The sequence below is a fragment of the Dokdonella sp. genome (assembly GCF_017744955.1).
Classification (GTDB): Bacteria; Pseudomonadota; Gammaproteobacteria; order Xanthomonadales; family Rhodanobacteraceae; genus Dokdonella_A.
On record NZ_JAGIAG010000008.1, the window covers coordinates 20,520 to 42,497 of the forward strand.

The window sequence follows — 21,978 nt, forward strand, 5'->3', positions numbered from 1 at the left end:
CCGATCGTAAAACGATGGATTTACTGGCTGCGCGCCAAGGTGCTGAGCGCCTGGCCCACCGCCGACAGCGCGGTCTGCACCGCGGTCGACAGGAACTGCATCTTCTGCGACTCGCCCATCAGCTTGGTCTGGGTCTCGGCGTTCTTCTTGTCGTCGCCCTGGCCGATCTGATCCGACAGAGCCTTGACCTTGTCGGCCTGCTTCTGCATTTCCTTGCCGAGCGCCTTGGCCATCGCCATGAAGAAGTCGTCACCGCTCGAATCGCTCGAGCTGTCGACGCCGCCCGTACCCGCGCTGCCTTCCGCACCGCTGGCGCCGCCGCCGCCCGTGGCACCGCCACCGCCGCTCGCGCCTTCGCCGCCGCGACCGCCACGGCTGCCTTTGCCGTTCTGCACGGTGTCCTGCATCATCTGGTTGACGAAATCCGTGATCGCCTTCTTCAGGTCGTCGATCGCACGATTGAGATCGCCCACCTGGCTCGGCGTACCGCCGCCGACCTGAGCAATGAAGTCGTTGACCGTGCGCGCGAGGTCGCCGCCCGCCTGGTTGCCGAGGAGCTGCTGACCCGCCTGCTGCGCCTGCTGGCTGACATTGCCGAGCTGCTGGCCGACCTGCTGCAGGACCTGACCGGCCACCTGCTGCAGAACCTGTCCGAGAACCTGTCCGACGATCGCGCCAATCGGGCCGCCGAACATGCCGCCGACTACTCCCGCGATTCCGCTCAGAAGACCACCGCCGCCACCGATACTCATGACCATCTCCTCATGTGATGTTGATTTTGCAAACAGGGCTTGGGGGAGCCGGTCTGTTCGCCGTTGACTTCGGGATGCCTTTTGGAGCGCCCCTCCCACATACCGCTTTCGTCTTCGGCGCAGACTTTGCCGCGCCGCGCGGCGGCGAGTAACTAGGTCGAACCCTAGCTTAGGGTTTACCCCAAGAGGTCGCGGAGCATCTGAGGCGCGCGTCCAGCCGCCGCGGCCGAGCGCGGATGCGGATCGGAGAGGCGTGAAATGCGACCGCTTTCTTACAGGTCGCGCAGGATCCAGCCGCGCGGAATCGCCTGCATGCCGCCTTCGTGGGCAGTCGCGGTGCGGGCGACGTCGGCCGGTGCGGAATCGGCGCTCCAGGACTTCGCGATCGCGGCCAGCGCGTCGCGCGTGACGCGGGTGTAGGCACCCTCGAGTTCGCTGCGGCTGTCGGCGTCGAGCTTGGCCGGATACAGGCGGCGCAGTTCGGCGCTGTGGTTGCACAGCTCGATCAGCAGCGCCAGCGTCTGTGCGTAGTGCTTCTCGTCGAGTTGCGGCAGCTGCGTGCGCTGCGCGTACCAGGCGGTGAGGAATTCGATCGGGCCGAGCTGGCGTCGCGGCGCGGACTCGCCGGCCTCGGCTTCGCCGCTGCCGAGATTCGAGCCGCCCCAGGAGGCGATCTGCCCGCTCGGCAGATCCATGCGATTCAAGGCGAGCACCAGCGCGTCGGCGACCGCGGTCTTGGCGACGTCGTCGTCGCTCTCGGCGATGATGACGAGCAATTTCAGGAAGACCGGATACGCGCCGTCGCCGAGGCGCCGCGCCAATCGCTTCAGGATGGCGAGGCGATATTCCGGATTGCGCTCGCTGCGCAGCGCTCCGGCAAGACGAGCGGCGGTTTCACGCAAACGGGTGGGGGTGAAAATCTCGGTCGACATGAGCCTGCGTCCGCGAACCGGCGGCGCGCGTCGGGACCGATCAATCGGTGTTTCAGGCCAGCGCCGCCAGAATGTAGTTTACATCGCGCTCGACATTGGCGATCAGATCGGGACCGTGCGCATAGGCCGAGGGACTGCTCTGCGGAAGACTGCGCGAGGCGCCGCCCTCCCAGACATCCGCTGCCAGCACCGCCTCTCCGTCGAACGAGGCACCTGCCGAAGTGCCTGCACCGCGCGCATCGCCCAGGCCTCTGATGCCGCCCTGTGCGATGCCGGCGCCTTGCGGCAGATTCAGCGATGTGAGGCCCGGCAGATCCGGGGCTCTGATGCTCATGGCGTTCGACCAGAAGGTTTCGAGGTTGTGACGATTCTAGTCCGTTCCCCGGCCGGCAGTATCGGGGGAAACCCTAGGGCGCGGGATTGTCCTTCCCTGCCCGGAGGCGGCGGACAAGCCACTGACTGGAAAAGAGTTTATTGCAATCTCGCCATCAACGCACGAGCGCGCGACGGCCCGATTCCGCGTACCGAGTACATTTTTTCAAAAACCAACCCCGACGGGAACCACGGCGCGTTGCAGCCGATGGTTTCCACAGGGAGCAGACCATGGCTACGCAACTCGCCTCGTTTCCCGCAGCGACCTTCGACTGGCGCCGCGTCGGCGCATTCAGCACCAGCCTCGCGGCGCATCTCGTCGCGTTCGCGCTGGTCCTGATTCCACTGGCCCCGCCGCTCGAACGCAGCCTGCAACGCGCCATCGAGGTGACCTTCCTCGAAGCGCCGCCGCCTCCGCCGAAGTTTCCACCGCCGCCCGAACCCGAGCCGCTGCGCAAACCGCCGCCGCGCGCGACCCCCGCGCCCTTGCCGCCCAAGCCCCCAGCCCCGGTCGCCGTGACGGAGGCGCCGAGTCCGGTGACGATACCGGCCGCGATCGTGCCGACGGCGCCGACCGCCGTCGACATCGCTCCGGCGACCGAACCTTCCGCGCCGGCCGGCGAAACGCGTCGGCTCGCCTACGACGGCGACCTGCGTTTGCGCTACCCGGCAGTGTCGGTTCGCGCGCGGGAACAAGGCACCGTCGTGCTGCGCGTGCTGGTCGACGCGGACGGCCGCGTCGAACGCGTCGAGATCGAGCGCAGCTCGGGCTACGCCAAACTCGACGCCGCCGGGCGCGACGCCGTGCTGCGCGGACGCTTCAAGCCGGTGCTGATCGACGGCAAGCCGACGCCGGCCTGGGGCCTGGTGCCGATCGAGTTCCGCCTCGATCGCGCCTGACGGCACCTCGGTTAGAGTAGGAGTGCCGCTGCTCGGAAAGCGGCACCGCCGGAGTCCTCGCGCATGGAAGAACTGAAGACGCTGCTCGACCCGCACAGCCTGTGGTACCTGCTCGCCGTGGTGATGATCGTGGTCGGCGTCGTCGGTACCGTGCTGCCGGCGCTGCCCGGCGTGCCGCTGGTGTTCGGCGGCCTGCTGCTGGCGGCCTGGGCCGGCGACTTCCAGCGCGTCAGCACGTTCACCCTGATCGTGCTCGGCGTGCTGACCGTGCTCGCGTTGGTGATCGACTTCGTCGCCGGCGTGCTCGGCGCGCAGCGCGTCGGCGCCAGCCGCCAGGCGGTGATCGGCGCCGCGCTCGGCACCGTGGTCGGCCTCTTCTTCGGCCTGCTCGGACTGCTGCTCGGACCGTTCGTCGGCGCCCTGATCGGCGAACTCGTCGCCGGCGGCGGCCTGCGCAAGGCGACCGGCGTCGGCATCGGCGCCTGGCTCGGCTTCGTCGTCGGCACGGTGGTCAAGCTCGGCGTCTGCTTCGCGATGCTCGGCATCTTCGCGACCGTCTACTGGCTCTGAGGCCCTCGTGTTCAGTCTGCGCACCTACCACGCCGACGTCGCCAGCCATCGGCACGCGTTCCACCAGCTCGTGCTGCCACGCGCAGGCGTCCTGGAGATGGAAATCGAAGGCCGCGGCGGCCGCGTCGAGCGCGGCCGCGCGGCCTTCGTCGGCGCCGGCGAGCGGCATGCCTTCGGAGCGCGCGGAGCGAACCGGTTCGTGGTGCTCGACCTGCCGATAGCGCAGCTCGACGCGCGCGACGAATCGTTGCTGCGCCGCGGCTTCCTCGACCTTCCCCCGTGCGCGCACCTGCTGCTCGACGGCCTCGGCGAGAACCTGCCGCAACGTGCCGAGGCGAGCACCGCGTGGTCGCGTCTGCTGCTCGACGCGCTGCGGCGCGAACCGGTCGGCGCGGACCGCCTGCATGCCGTGCGCCGCCTGCTCGAAGACGAACCGGAGCGCCGCTACGACAGCCGCTGGCTCGCGCGCCTGGCCGGCTCGAGCCGGGCGCAGTTCTACCGCCGCTTCGTCGCCGCCTATGGCGTGACGCCGGCCGCCTTGCAGCGCGAGCGCCGCCTCGCGCTGGCGCTGGCGCGCCTGCACGAAAAGCGCACGCCGATCGCGCGCATCGCCGGCGAGGTCGGCTATTCCGAACACAGCGCGCTGACGCGCGCGCTGCGTCGCGCCTACGGAACGCCGCCGCGTCGCCTGCGCGGATGAGACGTGCGGTCAAGCGGACGGACGCCGCGCGCACTAGCGTGGCACCTCCGACTTCGACCGCGCCGACATGCGCTCGTCACACCACGCCACGCTCGCCGGATTCGGCGCGATCCTGCTCTGGTCGACGCTGGCGCTGCTGAGCCGCGGCGCGGCGCGCATTCCGGCGTATCAACTGCTGGCGCTGAGTTTCGCGGTCGGTGTCGGCGCGACCTTGCTGGCGACGGTGCTGCGTCACGGCCTGCGCGCGGGGCTTGCGCGTTGCGCAGCGCCGCCACGCGCGCTCGCGCTCGGGTTCGCCGCGCTGTTCGGCTTCCACGCGCTGTACTTCCATGCGCTGAAACTGGCACCGGCCGCGTCGGCGAGCCTGATCGTCTATCTGTGGCCGCTGCTGCTCGCGCTCGGCGCCGCGTGGCGCGAATGCGAAGCGCGCAGCACGCGATTGGCCGCAGCCGTACTCGGCCTGTTCGCCGCGATCCTCGTGCTTGGCGGCGATCGGAGCGAAGGCGGCGCGCAGGCCACGCTCGGCTACGGTTTCGCCTTGGCCAGCGCGCTGGTCTGGGCCGGCTACTCGTTGTCGAACCGCCGCTTCGCCGCGCTGCCGGCGGAAACGCTGATCCCGGCTTGCGCGCTGACCGCGTCGGCCGGACTGGTCGCGCATGGACTCGGCGAAACCTGGGTCACGCCCGCGCCGTTGGAATGGTCCGCGATCGCGGCGCTCGGCGTCGGTCCGGTCGGAGGCGCGTTTCTGCTCTGGGACGGCGCGACCAAGCGCGGCGATCTCGGCCTGCTCGGCAGCGCCGCTTATGCGGCGCCGGTGTTGTCGACGTTCTGGCTGGCACTGGCTGGCGAGGCGTCGGCGAGTCCGCGCCTGTTCCTCGCGGCGGCGCTGATCGTCGCGGCCGCCGCCCTCGGACAGCGTCGCGCGCGCGCCGTCAGCGCCGGCTGATGGTGAACTTGCCGAACGCGACGCCGAGATCCCAGCCCTGGCCCTTGCCGGACAGTGCCAGCGAGACCGGTCCCTTGGTCATCGCCTGTGCCTCGCTCGAATTGACGGCGCCGGCATGCGCGGTCGCGCCGACGTAGGTGCCGAGCACGTTGTCGATGTCGTAGATCGCGGTGAACTCGCCGCGGCCGTCGCGGATCTCGGTCTTGCCGAAGGTCAGGCCGCCGCCCTTGGCCTCGATCGTCACGTCGAGCATCTGGCCGTTGCTGCAGCTCACCGTGCCGGTGCCGGAGGCGGTCTTGTAGAAGGCCGACCAGCCGGACAGCGAGAAGGTCAGCTTGCAATCGATCTCCTTGTCGGCGCGCGCCGGTGCGGAAACGGTCAGCGCGACCAGCAGGGCCGCAGCCATGAGCGGAATCATCAGACGCATCGGCTTGTCTCCAGGGAGTGGATGGCACGTGGTGGAATGGCGCGATTGTCGTGCATCGACGGCGCGATTCGCACCCGCAGCACGACGCCACGTTCATACCGCCGTAAGCTTGCGTCATCCGCGAGAACCCGAGGAGAACGGCCATGACGAACTCCGAACGACATCCCTTCGAAGTCGCGATCCATCTTCGCCGCACCGACGCGCCGACGCCCGCCTCCGAGGTCGGGCTGGCGTTGGCGAAACGCCTGGATGCCTGGGCCATCGGCCTGCACGTGGTGCCGCTGTCGCCGGTCGCGTTCGCCTCGCCGGAAGCGGTCGCGCTGTACACCGGCGAGGTCGACGAGCTCTACCGAACCGCGGTCGAGCACGCCGCGCAATGGCGCAGTCTGCTCGACCGCCACGGCGTCGCCGGCGAGTGGCAGGTGACCCAGGGCGACGTGGTCGAATCGCTCTGCCACGCTTCCCGCTGGTGCGACCTGGTGGTGGTCGAGCGGCCACAGCTCGTGCCGGATGCGCCGACCGGCTGGGGCGTCGTCTCGCGCACCGTGTTCGGCGCCTCGGCGCCGGTGGTCGTGGTGCCGGAGAGCGCCAAGCCGGGCAGCGTCGCCACGCGCGTGCTGATCGCCTGGAACCAGAGCCGCGAGGCCATGCTCGCGATCCGCGGCGCGCTGCCGCTGCTCGCGCGCGCCGAGCGCGTGCTGATCCTCGAAGGCGATCTGGTCGAGAACCCGTTCGGCCTGCGCTACCTGCCGAAGTTCGACCTGCGCGCGTGGCTCGCGCGTCACGGCATCGACGCCGAGATCCGCCCGTTCAGCGGCGGCAAGGAACGCGGCGCGGCACTGCTCGACGCCGCGCGCACCGACGCCGCCGACCTCATCGTGATGGGCGCCTGGGGCCATTCGCGCATCACCGAACTGGTGCTCGGCGGCACCACGCGGCACCTGTTCCAGCACAGCGACCTGCCTCTGCTGGTCGCGCATTGATGGACGGCGCGAGCTTCCCGCCGATTCCGGTGCTGGAAGGCGCGCGACTGCGCCTGCGCGCGCTGCACGAACGCGACGTCGACGCGCTGTTCGCGCTGCATTCCGATCCGCAGGTGATGCGCTACTGGAGCTTCCCGGCCTGGAGCGCGCGCGAGCAGGCGGTGGCGCACGTCGCCCGGCTCGCGCGCGAGCGCGAGCTGATGGAGTTCTACCCATGGATCGCGACGCTGCGCGGCGACGACGAGCTGATCGGCACCTGCTCGCTGTTCGGAATCCATCGCGAGCATCTGCGCGGCGTGATCGGCTATGCGCTGCGTCCGCCGTTCTGGGGCCGGGGATTGGCCGGCGAGATGCTGCGCCTGGCGCTCGATTTCGCGTTCGACACGCTGGCGCTCAATCGCATCGAGGCCGACGTCGATCCGCTCAACCTCGCCTCGTGCGCGCTGGCCGAGCGCGCCGGTTTCCGGCGCGAAGGCTACCTGCGCGAACGCTGGCGCGTCGGTGGCGGCGTGCAGGACACCGCATTGTACGGGCTGCTGCGCAAGGACTACGCGCGCGCGCCGTCGTCGTCCTAAGGCCACACCGGCTCGTCGAGCATGCCCTGCCCGACGACGCGCGTTTCGCCGAACTCGCGCGCCAGCTCGACCGCCGGCGCGCCGACGAGATCCTCGAGCGTGTCCGCCAGCGCGCGTGCATGCGTGATGACCCAGATCCGGCTGCGCCCGGCCGCTGAGGCGATCTGGCGCGCCAGCGGACGCAGCAGGTCCGGATGCAGGCTTTGCTCCGGCTCGTTCAGCACCAGCAGTTCCGGCGGGCGCGGACTCGCCAACGCCGCCAGCAGGCAGAGATAGCGCAGCGTGCCGTCCGAAAGCTCCGCGGCGCTCAAGGGCCGCAGCAGGCCTTCGACGGCGAGTCCGACCTGCAGCTGCGCGTCGGCGCCGAGAATGCGCAGGGCCGAGCCCGGGAACGCGTCCTCGACCGCCGCGTGCAAGGCGGGCGCGTCGCCGATCTCCAGAATCGTCTGCAAGGCGGCGGCGAGATCGCGGCCGTCGTGCGCGAGCGCGCCGGTGCGAACGCCGATGCGCGGCTGACGCAGCGGACTTTCGGCATCGGTACGGAAGCCGTCGTAGAAACGCCAGCCGCGCAGGCGTTCGCGCAGCGCGAACAGCTCGGGGAAGCGTTCCGGCTCGCCCAGTTCCGCCAGGATCGACCGGTTGGTCGCCGGTGCGAAATTCAATCGGCTCCAGCCGTCGCGCTCGCGGACGCGCACGTGCAGTCCGTCGCGTTCGAGCCAGGTGTTCGACGAACGCCGCGGCGGTTTCTGCCACACGGTTTCGGTCTTGATTTCCGGATCGAATGCGAAGCGCGAGAGCGACGGCGTCGGCAAGCCCAGCGCGATCTCGTAGGCGACGTCGTCGGCGGCGAAGCCGAAGCTCACGCGCAGCGGCGCCTTCTTCGCCGTGCCCTGGATCGGTACGCCGCGCCGAACCTGCCGGCGGATGTCGGCGGGACCTGCCCATTGCACCGAAGGAATCCCGCCTTCCAGCGCGAGCGCCTCGGCCAGCTTTCCGTCGGCGGCCTGCGCGAGCAGGCGCAGCGCGCGATAGAGATTCGACTTGCCGCTTCCGTTCGCGCCGGTGACGACGGTCAACGGCGTCAGCGCGAGCTTGAGATCGCGCAGCGAACGATAATTGGCGACGGCGAAGGTGTGCATGGGCGGCAATCGTCCCTGATCGCGGCGTTTCCCATCAACCACTGTCGCGCCCGGATCGATCCCGGGCGCGCTTCGGCGCGGCCGTTGCAGCCGCGCCGTTCGGCGGAACCGGCTCTTACGCCTTCGCGAACGCGAGCGTCATGTCGAGCATGCGGTTGGAGAAGCCCCACTCGTTGTCGTACCACGACAGCACCTTGACCAGGGTGCCGCCCATCACGCGCGTCTGCGTCGCGTCGTAGACCGACGACAGCGGGTTGTGGTTGAAGTCGACCGAGACCAGCGGCTTGGTATTGATGCCGAGGATGCCCTTGAGCGCGCCTTCGGCGGCGGCCTTCACTGCCGCGTCGATCTCCTCCTTGCTGGTCGCACGCTTGGCGACGAAAGAGAGATCGACCACCGAGACGTTGATCGTCGGCACGCGCATCGCGAAGCCGTCGAGCTTGCCGTTGAGTTCCGGCAGCACCAGACCCACCGCAGCGGCGGCGCCGGTCTTGGCCGGGATCTGGCTCGTCGTCGCCGAGCGCGCCCGGCGCAGGTCGGAGTGATAGACGTCGGTCAGCACCTGGTCGTTGGTGTAGGCGTGGATCGTCGTCATCAGGCCGTGCTCGATGCCGATCGCTTCGTTCAGCACCTTGGCCAGCGGCGCGAGGCAGTTCGTCGTGCAGGACGCGTTGGAGATGACGCGGTCGCTGCTCTTGATCTTGTCGTGATTGACGCCGAAGACGAAGGTGCCGTCCACGTCCTTGTCGCCCGGAGCCGAGATGATGACCTTGCTCGCGCCGGCGGCGATGTGCGCGCTCGCCTTCGCCTTGCTGGTGAAGAAGCCGGTCGACTCGAGCACGATGTCGACGCCGAGGTCCTTCCACGGCAGCTTGGCCGGGTCGCGTTCGGCGCAGACCTTGATGCGGTCGCCGTTGACGATCAGATCGCCGCCTTCGACGCTGACCTCGCCCGGGAACTTGCCGTGCGCGGTGTCGTACTGGGTCAGATGCGCATTCGTCTCGGCATCGCCGAGGTCGTTGACCGCGACGATCTGGATCTCGCCGTTGCGCTTGCCTTCGTACAGCGCGCGCAGCACGTTGCGGCCGATGCGGCCATAGCCATTGATCGCGACTTTCACAGCCATCAGACGACTCCTAGGAAGAAGGAAGAGGATGAGGCCGTGAATTTTAACGGCCCCGTGCGCTGTGCGCACAGGGCCGGTTGCCCGGAGCCAATTGGCCGGCTTCAGCCGCTCCCTTCCGGAGCGGCGACGAAGATCGCGTCCAGCGCCCCCGGCGCGATCGCCGCCGGCTGCGCCGCGGGCGGCCCATGCAGGGAAAACTCGATCGGCACCAAGGCCTTGCCCGCAATCGGCTTGCCATCCTTGCGGGCCGGATTGAACCGCCACGACTTGACCGTGCCCACCGCCGCATCGCCGAGGATGGCCGCGCCGGGCGGCTCGATGCGATCGACGCGCGCGTCCTGCAGTGCTCCGTCGGCACTGACCGCGACCGCGACCAGTACCCGACCTTCGATGCGCCGCGCGAGCGCCTCGGCCGGATAAGTCGGCGCATTCAACGCACGGTACGTCACGCCCACCGTCGCCGGTTCACTCGCAGCGGCTGGCGCGGCCTGCGCCTGCTCCGCCGGATCCACGAACGCCATCGTCCCTTCGATGCGATAGCCGGCGGGGTCGCCGCGTCCGTCGACGGCCACCGAGAATGACTCGCCGGGCACGGCGACCACGCTGGCCGCGCCGAGCGCCCGCTCGCCACGGTAGATGGAGGCGGCGAGCGAGAGGTTGCCGTCGGCGACCGCTGTCGCGGTCAATGTCGCGCGCCACGGCGAGGTGGGATCGTCGTCGGCGATTTCGAAGCTCTGGTCGACAGGGTTGATGATGCGGACGGGCTTTCCGATCCGGTCACCGACGTCGATGCGCAAGCGGCTCTCCACTTGGCGCGGTCGTTCCGCGCTCGCTTGCGGACGCGGCGACTGGCTGGCCCAGGCGGCGTAGGCGCACAACAGCGTCGCGCCGGCCACCAACGAAAGACCGGCGATGCGCACTGCGCGCCGCGGCCGTGACTGCTTCAACATGATGATGCGCTCCTTGAGATTCCGATCGGACGGCCATCGGCAGCCGACCGGCAGCCGCAGCTCCTGCCGCGGCTGACCGGCCAACTGCACCTTCAACATCGCGTCGGCGTAACGCCGGCGCGCTTCCGGAAAACGGGCGATCACCGCGGCGTCGCAGGCCAATTCCTGGTCGAGGCGGAACGTCGCGGCGGCGTAGTGGATCAAGGGGTTGAACCAGTTCAAGCAGCGCAAGGCGGCGACGAACGCATTGATCGCGGCGTCGCCGCGCCGAAGATGCACGCGCTCGTGGACGAGGATCAGCTCGCGCTCGGCGCTCGTGTAGCGCCCCTCGAAGTCGGCCGGCAGCACGATGCGCGGCCGCCAGGCGCCGACCAGCGCGGGGCCGCCCAGATCGGATTCCGACTGCACGAGGCGCACGCCGTCGAGCGGCCGCAGCCGCCCCAGCCCGCGCAGGTACCGGCGCTGCTGCGCCGCGAACCAGATCGCCGTGAGCAAGACACCGGACAACCAGACGAGGAGCAACGAGGGGCGCGGATCGAACGATGCCGTGGGAGGGCTGGCAGCGGCGGCAGCGGACGCGGCAAGGCGCACGACGGCGCCGACGTTCGGCACCAACTGCATCGGCGCAGGCAGCAGCACGACGGCCGTCGTCACCGGCACCAGCAGCCAGCTCAGGTAGACGAGCTGCGCACCGAAGGCGCGACGCAAGAATCGACGTCCCAGCAGCACGACGAGCATCGCGCAGGAGCCGATCAGGCTCATCCGCAGCAGCGTGTCGAACAGCTCAGCGCTCATCGTCGAGTTCCTCGATCAGCGCGCGGATCTCGGCGATGTCCTTCTTCGTCAGCTTCGCCCGTTCCGAGAAATGCGCGACCAGCGCGGACACGCGACCGCCGTAGAGACGGTCGAGCAGGCTCTTGCTTTCGGCGTGCACGTAGTCGCCGCGTCGGATCAACGGCCGATACAGATAACGCCGGCCATCGCGCTCCGCCGCGACCGCGCGCTTCTTTAGCAATCGATTCAGCAAGGTCTTGATGGTCGCTTCCTGCCAGTCCTGCCGACCGGCCAACGCCCCGGCGACGTCTTCGGCGCTCTGCGGCGAGCGCCGCCACAGCACTTCCATCACCTGACTTTCCGCTTCGCTGATGCGCATATCTGTTTACGCCTGTAATCGACGCCGTGATGATTACGCTCGTAAACGATCCTGTCAAGCAGGTTCGTCGACAGCGCACATTCCGCGGCAGCGCTGCGGATTCAGCTAGCTGAACTATTTATAAACTCTTCAGTATTGAAATCCATGAGGTGAATCCCATCTAACTCCCGCCGCCACGGAATCGAACCCGACGACAGAGGCGACAGTCGAAGCAAGGCGCCGTAAGGAAGCGACGCCGAGGACATCACCACCCCAAGCAGTTGGAGTAGAAAGACCATGAAAAATACAATTCTTGCTATTGCTATCGCCGGCGGCTTCGCCGCGCTCCCGATCGCCAGCCACGCCGCGAACAACAGCGGATTCTTCATCAACGGCAACGTCGGCCAGTCGAGTTTCGACAAGGGCAAGTACAGCGACGACGACACCGGCTACGGCGTCAACGCCGGCTACCGCTGGGCGGTCGCACCGAATTTCCTGCTCGGCGTCGAAGGCGGTTACGTCGACCTCGGCGAAGTCTCGCCCAAGCGCGGCTACGGCCCGCTCGGCAAGGCCGAACTCAGCGGCTGGACGCTCGGCGTCAACGGCCACTGGAACCTGACCGACAATTGGTACCTCAGCGGACGCGGCGGCTACTTCCGCGGCGATCTGAAGGGCGGTTATCTCATTGGCGGCCTGGTTCCCGCGCGCGTCGACGACAACAGCAACAAGTGGTACGCGGGCGCGGGCTTCGGCTACGACTTCAGCAACAACGTCAGCGTCGGCCTGAACTACGACTACTACAAGGCGGAAAAGAGCGGTCTGAAGCTCGACTCCGACCTGGTCTCGGTCAGCGCCGAGTACCGCTTCTGATCGGACCCCCAGTCTCCAACGGGAGCCACAGGGCAAGGATGCACGGGACGGCCCGGCCTGCGCGAGCAGGTCGGGCCTTTTTCTTGCGGGGACGGCGTGCATTCATCCGCACATCCGCATGCTCCGGCCGCCGTCGCCCCGCGACGGCTCGATCGAGTCGCCGCTCGACGAACTCAAAAGAACGATCCGGAGTCATGATGACCGTCAAATCCACCGCACTCGCCGCCAGCTTCCTCGCCGCGTTCGCGATGCTTTCCGCACCCGCCGAGGCCGCCGACACCGGCGGCTTCTTCGTCAATGGCCGCGTCGGCCGGTCCGCCGTCGACAAGGGGACACTGGACGACGACGACACCGGCTACGCCGTGAATCTCGGCTACCGCTGGGCCGTCGCCCCGAACGTTTCGATCGGCATCGAAGGCGGCTACGCCGACCTCGGCGAGTTCTCCGCCAAGGCGCCGCTGGCGAGCACCACGACCCTATCGATCGACGGATGGAACGTCGGCGCGACCGGTCACTTCAATCTCGACGAGAACTGGTACCTCGCCGGTCGCCTCGGCCTCTTTCGTGCGAGCAGCGAAATCGACAACCGCTACTTCCGCACCGACGACACCAGCAACCAGTGGTACGCCGGCGTCGGTTTCGGCTACGACTTCAGCAACCGCTTCAGCGTCGGCCTGAACTACGACTACTACAAGGCCGACCTGCACTCCGCGAAATTCAATCCCGACCTGATCTCGGTCAGCGGCGAATACCGCTTCTGAGGCGGACAGTCACGTCACGGCTCACCCTTCCCGCGCCATCGTGCGCTCGTGATCGGGCGGCGGCGGAATCGCGTCGCCCGAATGCCGGGAGACCACCACGGCGGTGGCGAGATCGCCGGTGACGTTGAGCGACGTGCGGCACATGTCCAGGAAGCGGTCGACACCGAGAATGATGCCGATCGCTTCCGGCGGCAGATTCAGGTAGCCGAGGATCACCGCGATCACCGGCAGCGAGCCGGCGGGCACGCCGGCGGTGCCGATCGAACCGACGATGCACAGGCCAACGACCATCAGCTGCTGGCTGATGCTGAGGTCGAGCCCGAAGCACTGCGCGATGAACAGCGTGGTCAGTCCCTCGAACAGCGCCGTGCCGTGATGATTCGCGCTGGCGCCGATGGTCAGCACGAACCGCGCGATCTGCGGCGGCAGCTTCAGGTTCTGCTCGGCGACCTTGAGCGTGGTCGGCAAGGTGCCGGTGCTGGACGCGGTCGAGAACGCGAGCAGGATCGCCTCTTCGCTGCCCTTGAAGAACTTGAGCGGACTCATGCCGCCGAACGTGCGCACCCACAGCGGCAGCACGACGAACATGTGGATCGCGATCGCCAGGATCACGCACAGCGCGTAGAGGCCGAGCTTCTCCAGGATGTCGGTGCCGAACCGCGCGGTCAGCGAGAACATCAGCGCCGCGACCGCGTACGGCGTGAGCTTGATGATGAGCTCCATCAGCTTCATCACCAGGTCGAGCAGGCCCTGCACGGTGGCCTTGAACGCGGCCGTCGCCGGCGTCGGCTTCAGCACCAGCGCGATGCCGAGCATGACGGCGAAGAACATCACGGCGAGGAAATCGCCGTCGGCCGCGGCCTTGATCGGATTGTCCGGCACCAGTCCGAGGATGATCTTGACGCCGGACAGCGACGGCTTGGTCGCAGTGATCGCCTGCGCATCGGCCGAATGCGCCGCGAGCAGGGCGTCGCGGGTCGCCTGATCGAAACCGACGCCGGGCTGGATCAGGTTGATGACGACCAGGCCGACCACGATCGCGATACTGGTCACCACCACGATGTACAACAACATGCGCAGGCCGACGCGGCCCAGGCTGGCGATGTCGCCGATCTCGGTGATGCCGACGATCAGCGCCGAGAACATCAGCGGCAGCACCAGCATCTTCAGGAACTTCAGGAACAGCATGCCGGCCGGATGCGCGATCGTGTCGACGAAGCCGTTGACCACGCTCGCGTCGCCGCCGTGCCGCGTCCACCAGAACGCCAGCGCGCCGCCGACCGAACCGACGATGAAGCCGATTAGCACGCGCGTGTGCAGGGGGAGACGCGCGCTCATGAACGCGCTCCCGCGCCGGACGTCGAATCGGCAGACCGGTGAAAGGCTGACGCGCGGGAGAGCCGGCAGCGATCGGACATGGAACGTCTCCCCGTCATGGGCATGAGCAAAGCTCGATGGTACACGAGCATCCGCGCGGCGCTTCTTCGGACCGCGGGATGCTCGATCGGGGACCTGGGAAACCGCGCTTCCGGCACGCTTTCGAGCTGCCGGAGCCGGGGCGAATCCGCGCGGCGCTGTCTAGCGCGAGCTCGGCGGGCGCAACTTTGCGCCGCCGGCCCGTCGGCGCTTCTCGACGCGCCCTACGGATGCTCGGGATACAGCGCCGGCAGCGCCGGCTCGGCCGCGCGCCGTGCCCGCGCGTCGGCCCAGACCAGGCCGTTCTTGAACGCCGTCTGCAATCGCGTCGAGAGCCCTTGCGCCGAAGCGCCGGCGTAGCGCGTGCGCTGCAGATCCGCCAACGCCTCGCGCTGCGCGGCATCGGCGAGCCGCGTCGCCAGCTCGCCGAGATTGCGCACGTCGGCCCGCTCGCGGCGCGCCCAGGCGATCAACGCGCGCTCGGCGCCGGCGAACTCGCCGAGCGAACACGCGCGAAGGAACGCGGCGCGCTGCGACGAACCATCGGCGGATGTCGCCGGCGACGCAGCCATCGCCGGCGCCGCGCGCCGACGAGATCGCCACCACAATGCCAAGGTCACCAGCCACAACGCGAAGCCGAGAACGGCCAGCGCCTGCCATGGCCGGACGGAACCGGATCGGCTCGGCAGCGCGGAACTCGGCGATGCCGCGGTCGCCGGCGGCGCGGCGCTCGATGCGGCAGGCGCACTGCCCGTCGAAGGCGCCGGCGGTGTCGCCGCGGCACCTGCGGCCGGCAGCACGTTGACCGTGTGCGTCGGCAATTCCGCGGTCTCGGCGCGGTTCTGCTCGGTGTTCCACCAGCGCACCTTCAATCCCGGAATCGTCAACGTGCCGGGCCGGTTCGGCACGAAGGCGAACTTGCGCACGCGTTCGCCGTACAGCCACTCGCCGTCGTCGCGCGTGCGCGTGTCGGTCTTGTCCGGATAGATCTCGGCGCCCGCCGGCGCGCTCAACGCGAGCTCGGGCAATTGCTCGTAGCCGAGCCCCTGCGCCTGCAGACGGATCGTGCGCGTGACCGGATCGCCGACGCGCACTTCGCCCGGCAATTCGCTCTCGTCCTTCAGCAGCAGCGAAGCGGCCGGCAGCCAGGCCGAGTCTGCCCATTCAGCCGCCTTCGGCTTCACGTTCAACTGCACCGCGTCGGACCGTGCGCCGACCGCACGGCCGCGACTGAAGAAGCCGGTCGGATCGCCGGCGTCGAGCGCATTGCCGCGGAAACTCAGCGGCGGGATCTCGACCGTGCCGCTGCGCTCCGGCGTCAGCGCGTAGTGACGCTCGACGACGTGATAGCGGCGTGCGCCGATCGTGGCGATGTAGGACTTGTCCTGGCCGAGCCGCTGTACGGAGACGCCGTCGGCCTGCGGCTCGCTGAGGTTGCCGTCGGTCAGGTCGAAGGCGTAGTACAGCTTCACCGTGTAACGCACCTGCTGCTGCACGTACGGCGCCAGCGGCTCGGCATTGGTCTCGAGGAACACGTCGTCGCCGGCCTTGCCCTGCGCCTTCGCCTGCTGCGCGAGCACGGTCAACTGCAGCGGCTCGGTCGCCGCCTTGCCGACGGCGAGCGGCGCGATCGCGATGCGCCCTTCGTGCTTCGGTTCGAGCCCGACCGCCCACAGGGTTTTCGACTGGCTGACGCCATTGACGATGCTGATCTGCTGGCTCGACTGCGTGCCGAGCAGATTGAAATCCTGCTTCAGCACGGAGAAATCCGGTTGCGCGCCGACGCCGGCCTGCGCCTCGACGTTCAACGTGACCGTTTCGCCGAGCTGCACGGTGTCGCGATCGAGCCAGGCGCGCACCGCCGGTGCGTCCGCCCAGACGTTCATCGAAACGAGCAGCCACGTCGCCAGGAGCAGTGTCATCCGTCTCACGGTTCGTCTCCTCCGCGTTGCTGGCGGCGCTGGTATTCGAGCTGGAACTTGCGTCGCAGCAGGCCGCCCGGGTCGTCCGGCACGCGCTGCAGCCAATGCTCGAGCGCCTGCTTCTTCTCGCGCGTGGCGTCGTCTTCCTCCGCGATGCCGCGCTGCGGCTGCGCGTTTTCGTCGCCCTTCTTCGAATCGTCGGCGAGCGCCTGATCGATCTGCTTCGACAAGGCTTTCTGCTGCTCGGCATCGGGCTTCTGCGCCTGCTCCTGCTGCGCGCCTTGCTTGCGCTCCTCGTCGCCCTCGCCGGGTTTGGGTTGTTGCGACTGGTCGCCCTGGTCCTGCTTCGATTCGTCCCCTTGTTGCGACTGGTCTTCGGACGAGGGCTTCTGATCGCCTTGCTTCTGCGAATCCTGCTGCGACTCGTCGCCCTGCCCGCCCTGCTGGCTGTTCTGGTCTTGCGGGCTCTGCTGCGGATTCTGCTTGCCGTCCTGCGGCGACTGCTTGGAATCCTTGCCGGAATCGTTCTGCGACGAGGAGTCGTTCTGATCCTGTTGCTGCTTCTGCTTGATGAATTCCTCGACGGCCTGCCGGTTCGCCTTCGCATCAGCCATGTCCGGCGCGGTCGCGAGCGCCCGGTCGTAGGCCGCGATCGCCTCGTCGTAGCGACCGAGCTTGGCCAACGCGTTGCCCTGGTTGTAGGCCGCGTCGGCCCCGTGCGTCTGCTCGTAGTCGCGCAGCGCCGATTCGTAGTCGCCGGCGCGATAGGCCGCGCTGCCGCGCCATTCCGGAGTGCGCGCGAGATCGACGGCGCGCTTCGCATCGCCCTGCTCGAGCGCGCGCGCGGCCTGCTGGTCCGGCCGTTGCCACAGATCGGTGAGCGACGCCGCCCGCACTGCCGGCGACGGCGCAGCGACGGTCAGCACCAGCAGCATCAGCCAGCCGCGACGGAAACCGAGCAGCGCCAGCGGCAGCAAGGCGAGCAGCAGCCACGGACCGCGGTCGAGCCAACGCGAACTCTCCGCCTTGTGTCCGCTGGCGTCCGAGTCCGCCGGCGCATCGATCCGATCGGGCAACAAAGCGTCGAGATCGTGCGCATCCGCGCTGAGCTGCGCGTAACGCCCGCCGCCGGCATCGGCGACGGCGCGCAAAGCCGCCTCGTCGAGCTTGGCGACGACCATGTTGCCGCCGTCGTCCTTGAGGAAATCGCCCTGCGGCAGCGGCACCGGCGCGCCGGCGGTACTGCCGATGCCGAGCACGGAGACGGTGACGCCTTTCTCGCGCGCCTTGCGCGCCGCGGCGACGGCGCCGGAACCGACACTGTCGGCGAGCAGCAGGATCTCGCCGCGATGCAGGCCGGCCTGCGTGATCAGATCCACGCCCTCCTGGATCGCGCGCGCGGTGTCGTTGCCGAGCGCAGGCATCGTGCTCGGATCGAGCGCGTCGATCAGGTTGCGCACGGTACCGACGTCGTCGGTCAACGGCGCGGCGACGAACGCGTCGCCGGCGTAGCCGACCAGGGCGGTCTGATAGTCGCGGCTGCGCGTGAGGATGTCTTCGAGCTTGTAACGCGCGCGCGCCAGCCGGTTCGGCTTGTCGTCCTGCGCATACATCGTCGGGCTGAGTTCGAGCGCGAGCACGCGCGCGGCCTGGTTGTGGTACAGCGGCATTGGCTCGCGTTCCCAGGCCGGGCCGGCCAACGCGAGACAGGCCAGCGTCCACAGCGACGCCGCGAGCACGAGGCCGCTGCGGCCCGGTCCGCCGTCGATGCGTTCGAGCAGATGCGGCAGCAGATGCGCGTCGACCGCGGCACGCCATGCTCCGGCCTCGCTGCGCGCGGTGCGCCAGGCCAACCAGAACAACGGCAGCGCCAGCAGCAGGAGCAGCGCGAGCGGACGCAGGAAATGGAATTCGGCGAACGCGCTCATACCGAAGCCGCTCCGCGCAGGACGCGCGCACGCCAGGCCGGCAACAGGAACGCGAACGCGCCGAATGCCAGCGCACCGCCGAGCGGCATCCAGTACAGCTCGTCGACCGGACGCAGGCTCTGCTTGACGTCCGCCGAGGGTTCGAGCTTGTCGATCGTACGGTAGATGTCGGCCAGTTCCTCGCTGTTGCGCGCGCGGAAGTAGCGGCCCCCGGTCTGCTCAGCCATCGCGGTCAGCATCTTCTCGTCGAGATCGGCGGAAGGATTGACGACACGGCTGCCGAACATGCTGCTGACCCGCATCGAGTCGGCGCCGATGCCGATCGTGTAGATGCGCACCTGGTTCGCTTCGGCGAGTTCGGTCGCCTTCTTCGGATCGAGCTCGCCGGCGGTGTTGACGCCATCAGTCAGCAGCACCACCACGCGCTGCGGCTGCGGCCGCTCGCGCAGGCGCTTGACCGCGAGGCCGATCGCGTCGCCGATCGCCGTCTCGCGCCCGGCGAGGCCGATCGCCGACTCCATCAGCTGGGTGCCGACGGTTTTCAGGTCGAAGGTCAGCGGCACCATCAGATAGGCACGCGAACCGAACAGGATCAAGCCGACCCGGTCGCCTTCGCGTCGCTGCACGAAGTCCGAGGCGATCGCCTGGATCGCGGAAAAGCGCGGCACCGGCGCACCGCCGAGCTGCATGTCCTCGATGCTCATGCTGCCCGAGGTGTCGACCGCGAGCAGCAGGTCGCGGCCCGAGCGCGGCACGTCCTCCGGCGCGCCGAGCCATTGCGGCCGCGCCGCCGCGAACACCAGCAGCGCCCAGGCGAGCAGCGCGAACCAGCGGCGCGCGTGCGGTACTCGCGAGCCCTCGGCCTGCTGCGGCAGCGCAAGACCGAGGTGCGGCAGATGCAGGGCCGCGCTGATCAGACTGCGCGCGCGCGGCAGCAACATCGCGGCGACGAACGGCAGCGGCAGCAGCGCGAACAGCCAGGGCCAGGCGAGTTCAAGCACGCGCGGGCCTCCGCGGCAGCGCGTGCGCGAGCCAGTCGCGCGCGAGATCGAGCAAGGCGCGCGCGTCGAGCGCGGCGGTGGCCGGATCGTCCGCGCGCCGATACGGCGCGTCGATCAGCGCACGTCCGGCACCGCGCTGGAACGGCGCCTGTGCGGCCCGTTCCGGCGGCAGACGCTGGTCGAGAAAACCGAGCCATGCTTCGTCGCGCAGCGCGACCGCATGCGGTTCGATCAGGCGCGAGGCGCGACGCAGCAGTTGCGAAACTTCGCTGGCGAGCCGCACCGGATCGGGTAGCGTCGCATGCGTCATCGCGATGCGCTCGAGCTCGGCCTGCACTTGTCGGCGCCAGCGGCGCTCGCGCGCGCGACGCAACATCCAACGTACGAGCAAGAAGGCCAATGCGCAGACGACCAAGGCGAGCAGCCACCAGCCCGGCGCCGGCGGCCACCACGACGGCGCCGGCGGCAGGTGAATGTCGCGCAGATCGGGGCCGGCGGCGGGGTTCATGCGACCACCGGGGAATGCAGGCTGCGCGCGAGCAGCGGGCCGAGCGCGCGACGCAGGTCGGCATGGCCGTCGAGTTCGAGCACGCGCACGCCGACCTTCGTGCTCAGGGTGCGCAGTTGTTCGCGCGAAGCGGCGAAGCGTTCGGTCCAGGTATTGCGCACCTGCGCGTCGGTGAAATCGACGATGCGCTTGGCGGAGCCCAGATGCAGCGCGTAGCGACCCGGCGGCGGCGCGTGGAGTTCCAGCGCATCGCGCAGTACGACGACCGCGATGTCGTGACGACCGGCCAGCTGCGACATCAGTTGCGCGGCTTCCGCGTCGGTGCTGAAGCCGTCGGTCAGCAGGACCAGCCGCATGCCCGGTCGCAGCAGGCGGCGCACGCGCGACAGCGCGCGCGACAACGGCTCCTGCGTCGCGGAGTCGGCGGCCGCGTCCCAGTCGCGAATCGCGCGCAGCACACGCAGCACGCCGCGCCGTCCTCCAGCCGGCTTGACCTCGCCGTCGACGCCACCGCCGAAGCCGAGCGCGCCGACGCGGTCGCCTCCGGCCGAGGCCATCCAGGCGAGCAGCGCGGCAGCGCGCGCGGCCTGCACGCTCTTGAAACGGACACGCGTACCGAAGCGCATGCCGGGATTGAGGTCGAGCGCCAGCAGCAGGCCCTGCTCGCGCTCCTCCTCGAACAGTTTGGTATGCGGCTTGCCGCTGCGCGCGGTGACCCGCCAATCCATGTGACGGATCTCGTCGCCGGGCTGGTAGACGCGCGATTCGCGGAAATCGACGCCGCGGCCGCGCCAGCGCGAGGTATTGCCTCCGGCGCGCAGGGCCGGGCTACGCCGACTGCGCGCGAGACTGGCGCCGTGCGCGAGCGCGGCGAGCGAGATCAGCTCGTCGAGCGCGACGCGGGTGCCGTTGTTGTTGACGGAGGAAGCCATCGAACGTCTTCAGTCCATGATCCGAGAATCGGTATTCACCACGAATGCGCAATCCATCGACCGCTCCGCTGCGAATCCCGACGCCCGGCCGCGACCCGATTAGGGCAGCGGCACGCGTTCGAGCAGCAGCGCAACGATCTTGTCCGCGCTGACGCCCTCGGCCTCGGCCTCGTAGCTGAGCAGCACGCGGTGGCGCAGCACGTCGGGGGCGATGGCGTGCACGTCCTCCGGCGTCACGAAATCGCGCCCGGCGAGCCAGGCGTGCGCCCGCGCACAGCGATCCAGCGCGATGGTCGCCCGCGGACTCGCGCCGAAGGCGACGTACCGGGCGAGCTCGGCGCCGTACGCGGACGGGTCGCGCGTCGCCAGCACCAGCTGCACCAGGTACTCCTCCAGCGGCGGCGCCAGGTGCAGGCCGAGCACTTCGCTGCGCGCGGCGAACACCTGTTGCTGAGACAACAGACGCAGCGGGGCCGGCGGAGCGGTCAGCGCTTCGCGCGCGCGTTCGCGGGCGAGCTTGAGGATCGCCGCTTCCGCGGCGGCCTTCGGGTAGTCGACGCGCACGTGCAGCAGGAAACGGTCGAGCTGCGCTTCGGGCAGCGGATAGGTGCCTTCCTGCTCGATCGGGTTCTGCGTCGCCATCACCAGGAACAGCTTCGGCAGCGCGTAGGTGTCGCGGCCGACCGTGACCTGGCGTTCGCCCATCGCCTCGAGCAGGGCCGACTGCACCTTGGCCGGAGCGCGATTGACTTCGTCGGCGAGGATCAGGTTGTGGAAGATCGGTCCGCGTTGGAATTCGAACGCGGTCGTCTGCGGGCGATAGATTTCGGTGCCGGTGAGGTCGGCCGGCAACAGGTCGGGGGTGAACTGGACGCGGTGGAAATCGGCTTCGATGCGCGCCGCAAGTTCCTTGATGGCGGTGGTCTTGGCCAGACCCGGCGCCCCCTCGACCAGCAGATGGCCGTCGGCGAGCAGGGCGATCAGCAGGCGGTCGATCAGGGCTTCCTGGCCAATGATGCATTGACCGAGTTCGTTGCGCAGCGCGATGAAGGCGGCCGAAGCCGTCGCAGGTGTAGGCATGTCCATGGAGATCGTGGCGTTCCGCTAATGATCGCACGCCGAGGTGCGCGCCTTGG

The 21,978-nt window shown here is 69.0% G+C and carries 23 protein-coding genes; 8 read left to right on the forward strand and 15 right to left on the reverse strand.

The window, feature by feature from the left end:
• Positions 1-20: 20 nt before the first annotated feature.
• The 3 genes from J7520_RS15195 to J7520_RS15205 all read right to left on the reverse strand — a co-directional run bounded on the left by J7520_RS15195 (position 21) and on the right by J7520_RS15205 (position 2,018).
• Positions 21-752, reverse strand: coding sequence for a hypothetical protein (locus J7520_RS15195; RefSeq protein ID WP_291189842.1), 732 nt, complete (start codon positions 750-752; stop codon positions 21-23).
• A 272-nt stretch (positions 753-1,024) separates the two neighbouring features.
• A complete protein-coding gene (locus tag J7520_RS15200) occupies positions 1,025-1,684 on the reverse strand; it encodes a hypothetical protein (RefSeq protein ID WP_291189845.1) in 660 nt (219 codons plus the stop codon).
• Positions 1,685-1,736: 52 nt separating this feature from the next.
• Positions 1,737-2,018, reverse strand: coding sequence for a hypothetical protein (locus J7520_RS15205; protein ID WP_291189848.1), 282 nt, complete (start codon positions 2,016-2,018; stop codon positions 1,737-1,739).
• A gap of 269 nt (positions 2,019-2,287) precedes the next feature.
• Between J7520_RS15205 and J7520_RS15210 the strand changes: the two genes are divergently transcribed.
• From J7520_RS15210 to J7520_RS15225, 4 genes are all read left to right on the forward strand, one after another.
• The gene (locus J7520_RS15210; protein ID WP_291189851.1) at positions 2,288-2,956 is read left to right on the forward strand and encodes an energy transducer TonB; all 669 of its coding nucleotides are present in this window, start codon (positions 2,288-2,290) and stop codon (positions 2,954-2,956) included.
• A 63-nt stretch (positions 2,957-3,019) separates the two neighbouring features.
• Positions 3,020-3,526, forward strand: coding sequence for a DUF456 domain-containing protein (locus tag J7520_RS15215; protein WP_291189854.1), 507 nt, complete (start codon positions 3,020-3,022; stop codon positions 3,524-3,526).
• A 7-nt stretch (positions 3,527-3,533) separates the two neighbouring features.
• Positions 3,534-4,226, forward strand: a complete 693-nt coding sequence (locus J7520_RS15220; protein WP_291189857.1) for an AraC family transcriptional regulator — start codon at positions 3,534-3,536, stop codon at positions 4,224-4,226.
• 67 nt (positions 4,227-4,293) lie between these two features.
• Complete coding sequence (locus J7520_RS15225) at positions 4,294-5,172, forward strand: EamA family transporter (protein ID WP_291189859.1); 879 nt, start codon at positions 4,294-4,296, stop codon at positions 5,170-5,172.
• Here J7520_RS15225 and J7520_RS15230 read toward each other — a convergent pair.
• Positions 5,159-5,578 (reverse strand): hypothetical protein, encoded by a 420-nt coding sequence (locus J7520_RS15230; protein ID WP_291190213.1) that lies wholly within the window; start codon positions 5,576-5,578, stop codon positions 5,159-5,161. The two genes, J7520_RS15225 and J7520_RS15230, sit on opposite strands and share 14 nt — an antisense overlap.
• 164 nt (positions 5,579-5,742) lie before the next feature.
• Between J7520_RS15230 and J7520_RS15235 the strand changes: the two genes are divergently transcribed.
• A complete protein-coding gene (locus J7520_RS15235) occupies positions 5,743-6,582 on the forward strand; it encodes a universal stress protein (RefSeq protein WP_291189862.1) in 840 nt (279 codons plus the stop codon).
• A complete protein-coding gene (locus tag J7520_RS15240; RefSeq protein ID WP_291189865.1) occupies positions 6,582-7,157 on the forward strand; it encodes a GNAT family protein in 576 nt (191 codons plus the stop codon). The genes J7520_RS15235 and J7520_RS15240 overlap by 1 nt, the downstream gene beginning before the upstream one ends.
• Here J7520_RS15240 and J7520_RS15245 read toward each other — a convergent pair.
• From J7520_RS15245 to J7520_RS15260, 4 genes are all read right to left on the reverse strand, one after another.
• A complete protein-coding gene (locus tag J7520_RS15245; RefSeq protein WP_291189867.1) occupies positions 7,154-8,296 on the reverse strand; it encodes an AAA family ATPase in 1,143 nt (380 codons plus the stop codon). The genes J7520_RS15240 and J7520_RS15245 overlap by 4 nt on opposite strands.
• A 115-nt stretch (positions 8,297-8,411) precedes the next feature.
• On the reverse strand, positions 8,412-9,422 hold the full coding sequence (gene gap / locus J7520_RS15250; RefSeq protein WP_291189870.1) for a type I glyceraldehyde-3-phosphate dehydrogenase: 1,011 nt from the start codon (positions 9,420-9,422) through the stop codon (positions 8,412-8,414).
• 101 nt (positions 9,423-9,523) lie between these two features.
• Complete coding sequence (locus J7520_RS15255) at positions 9,524-11,167, reverse strand: TonB family protein (protein WP_291189873.1); 1,644 nt, start codon at positions 11,165-11,167, stop codon at positions 9,524-9,526.
• Positions 11,157-11,525 (reverse strand): BlaI/MecI/CopY family transcriptional regulator, encoded by a 369-nt coding sequence (locus J7520_RS15260; protein ID WP_291189876.1) that lies wholly within the window; start codon positions 11,523-11,525, stop codon positions 11,157-11,159. Before J7520_RS15260 ends, J7520_RS15255 begins: the two co-directional genes overlap by 11 nt.
• A 276-nt stretch (positions 11,526-11,801) precedes the next feature.
• On the opposite strand from J7520_RS15260, the gene J7520_RS15265 reads away from it, so the two are divergent.
• Together J7520_RS15265 and J7520_RS15270 are read left to right on the forward strand one after the other, a co-directional pair.
• The gene (locus J7520_RS15265; RefSeq protein ID WP_291189879.1) at positions 11,802-12,374 is read left to right on the forward strand and encodes an outer membrane beta-barrel protein; all 573 of its coding nucleotides are present in this window, start codon (positions 11,802-11,804) and stop codon (positions 12,372-12,374) included.
• A gap of 38 nt (positions 12,375-12,412) precedes the next feature.
• Complete coding sequence (locus tag J7520_RS15270) at positions 12,413-13,135, forward strand: porin family protein (protein WP_291189882.1); 723 nt, start codon at positions 12,413-12,415, stop codon at positions 13,133-13,135.
• Positions 13,136-13,156: 21 nt separating this feature from the next.
• Here J7520_RS15270 and J7520_RS15275 read toward each other — a convergent pair whose 3' ends face one another.
• The 7 genes from J7520_RS15275 to J7520_RS15305 all read right to left on the reverse strand — a co-directional run bounded on the left by J7520_RS15275 (position 13,157) and on the right by J7520_RS15305 (position 21,928).
• A complete protein-coding gene (locus J7520_RS15275; protein WP_291189885.1) occupies positions 13,157-14,473 on the reverse strand; it encodes a dicarboxylate/amino acid:cation symporter in 1,317 nt (438 codons plus the stop codon).
• A gap of 302 nt (positions 14,474-14,775) precedes the next feature.
• A complete protein-coding gene (locus J7520_RS15280) occupies positions 14,776-16,473 on the reverse strand; it encodes a BatD family protein (protein WP_291189888.1) in 1,698 nt (565 codons plus the stop codon).
• A gap of 5 nt (positions 16,474-16,478) precedes the next feature.
• Positions 16,479-18,401 carry a tetratricopeptide repeat protein gene (locus tag J7520_RS15285; protein ID WP_291189891.1) on the reverse strand — a complete coding sequence of 641 codons (1,923 nt, stop codon included), beginning with the start codon at positions 18,399-18,401 and terminating at the stop codon, positions 16,479-16,481.
• Complete coding sequence (locus tag J7520_RS15290; RefSeq protein WP_291189894.1) at positions 18,398-19,402, reverse strand: VWA domain-containing protein; 1,005 nt, start codon at positions 19,400-19,402, stop codon at positions 18,398-18,400. The genes J7520_RS15285 and J7520_RS15290 overlap by 4 nt, the downstream gene beginning before the upstream one ends.
• A complete protein-coding gene (locus J7520_RS15295; RefSeq protein WP_291189897.1) occupies positions 19,395-19,910 on the reverse strand; it encodes a DUF4381 domain-containing protein in 516 nt (171 codons plus the stop codon). The genes J7520_RS15290 and J7520_RS15295 overlap by 8 nt, the downstream gene beginning before the upstream one ends.
• A complete protein-coding gene (locus J7520_RS15300) occupies positions 19,907-20,842 on the reverse strand; it encodes a DUF58 domain-containing protein (RefSeq protein WP_291189900.1) in 936 nt (311 codons plus the stop codon). Before J7520_RS15300 ends, J7520_RS15295 begins: the two co-directional genes overlap by 4 nt.
• Before the next feature lie 99 nt (positions 20,843-20,941).
• Positions 20,942-21,928, reverse strand: a complete 987-nt coding sequence (locus J7520_RS15305) for a MoxR family ATPase (RefSeq protein WP_291189903.1) — start codon at positions 21,926-21,928, stop codon at positions 20,942-20,944.
• Between the last annotated feature and the right edge of the window lie 50 nt (positions 21,929-21,978).

Bases quoted from the DNA above. Each gene is read 5' to 3' on its own strand.
- gap (WP_291189870.1), bottom strand. From the start codon at position 9,422: ATGGCTGTGAAAGTCGCGATCAATGGCTATGGCCGCATCGGCCGCAAC.
- J7520_RS15280 (WP_291189888.1), bottom strand. From the start codon at position 16,473: ATGACACTGCTCCTGGCGACGTGGCTGCTCGTTTCGATGAACGTCTGG.
- J7520_RS15240 (WP_291189865.1), top strand. From the start codon at position 6,582: ATGGACGGCGCGAGCTTCCCGCCGATTCCGGTGCTGGAAGGCGCGCGA.
- J7520_RS15205 (WP_291189848.1), bottom strand. From the start codon at position 2,018: ATGAGCATCAGAGCCCCGGATCTGCCGGGCCTCACATCGCTGAATCTG.
- J7520_RS15275 (WP_291189885.1), bottom strand. From the start codon at position 14,473: ATGAGCGCGCGTCTCCCCCTGCACACGCGCGTGCTAATCGGCTTCATC.
- J7520_RS15305 (WP_291189903.1), bottom strand. From the start codon at position 21,928: ATGGACATGCCTACACCTGCGACGGCTTCGGCCGCCTTCATCGCGCTG.
- J7520_RS15255 (WP_291189873.1), bottom strand. From the start codon at position 11,167: ATGAGCGCTGAGCTGTTCGACACGCTGCTGCGGATGAGCCTGATCGGC.
- J7520_RS15285 (WP_291189891.1), bottom strand. From the start codon at position 18,401: ATGAGCGCGTTCGCCGAATTCCATTTCCTGCGTCCGCTCGCGCTGCTC.
- J7520_RS15295 (WP_291189897.1), bottom strand. From the start codon at position 19,910: ATGAACCCCGCCGCCGGCCCCGATCTGCGCGACATTCACCTGCCGCCG.
- J7520_RS15245 (WP_291189867.1), bottom strand. From the start codon at position 8,296: ATGCACACCTTCGCCGTCGCCAATTATCGTTCGCTGCGCGATCTCAAG.
- J7520_RS15210 (WP_291189851.1), top strand. From the start codon at position 2,288: ATGGCTACGCAACTCGCCTCGTTTCCCGCAGCGACCTTCGACTGGCGC.
- J7520_RS15195 (WP_291189842.1), bottom strand. From the start codon at position 752: ATGAGTATCGGTGGCGGCGGTGGTCTTCTGAGCGGAATCGCGGGAGTA.
- J7520_RS15225 (WP_291189859.1), top strand. From the start codon at position 4,294: ATGCGCTCGTCACACCACGCCACGCTCGCCGGATTCGGCGCGATCCTG.
- J7520_RS15215 (WP_291189854.1), top strand. From the start codon at position 3,020: ATGGAAGAACTGAAGACGCTGCTCGACCCGCACAGCCTGTGGTACCTG.
- J7520_RS15230 (WP_291190213.1), bottom strand. From the start codon at position 5,578: ATGGCTGCGGCCCTGCTGGTCGCGCTGACCGTTTCCGCACCGGCGCGC.
- J7520_RS15235 (WP_291189862.1), top strand. From the start codon at position 5,743: ATGACGAACTCCGAACGACATCCCTTCGAAGTCGCGATCCATCTTCGC.
- J7520_RS15270 (WP_291189882.1), top strand. From the start codon at position 12,413: ATGCACGGGACGGCCCGGCCTGCGCGAGCAGGTCGGGCCTTTTTCTTG.
- J7520_RS15200 (WP_291189845.1), bottom strand. From the start codon at position 1,684: ATGTCGACCGAGATTTTCACCCCCACCCGTTTGCGTGAAACCGCCGCT.
- J7520_RS15265 (WP_291189879.1), top strand. From the start codon at position 11,802: ATGAAAAATACAATTCTTGCTATTGCTATCGCCGGCGGCTTCGCCGCG.
- J7520_RS15260 (WP_291189876.1), bottom strand. From the start codon at position 11,525: ATGCGCATCAGCGAAGCGGAAAGTCAGGTGATGGAAGTGCTGTGGCGG.
- J7520_RS15300 (WP_291189900.1), bottom strand. From the start codon at position 20,842: ATGGCTTCCTCCGTCAACAACAACGGCACCCGCGTCGCGCTCGACGAG.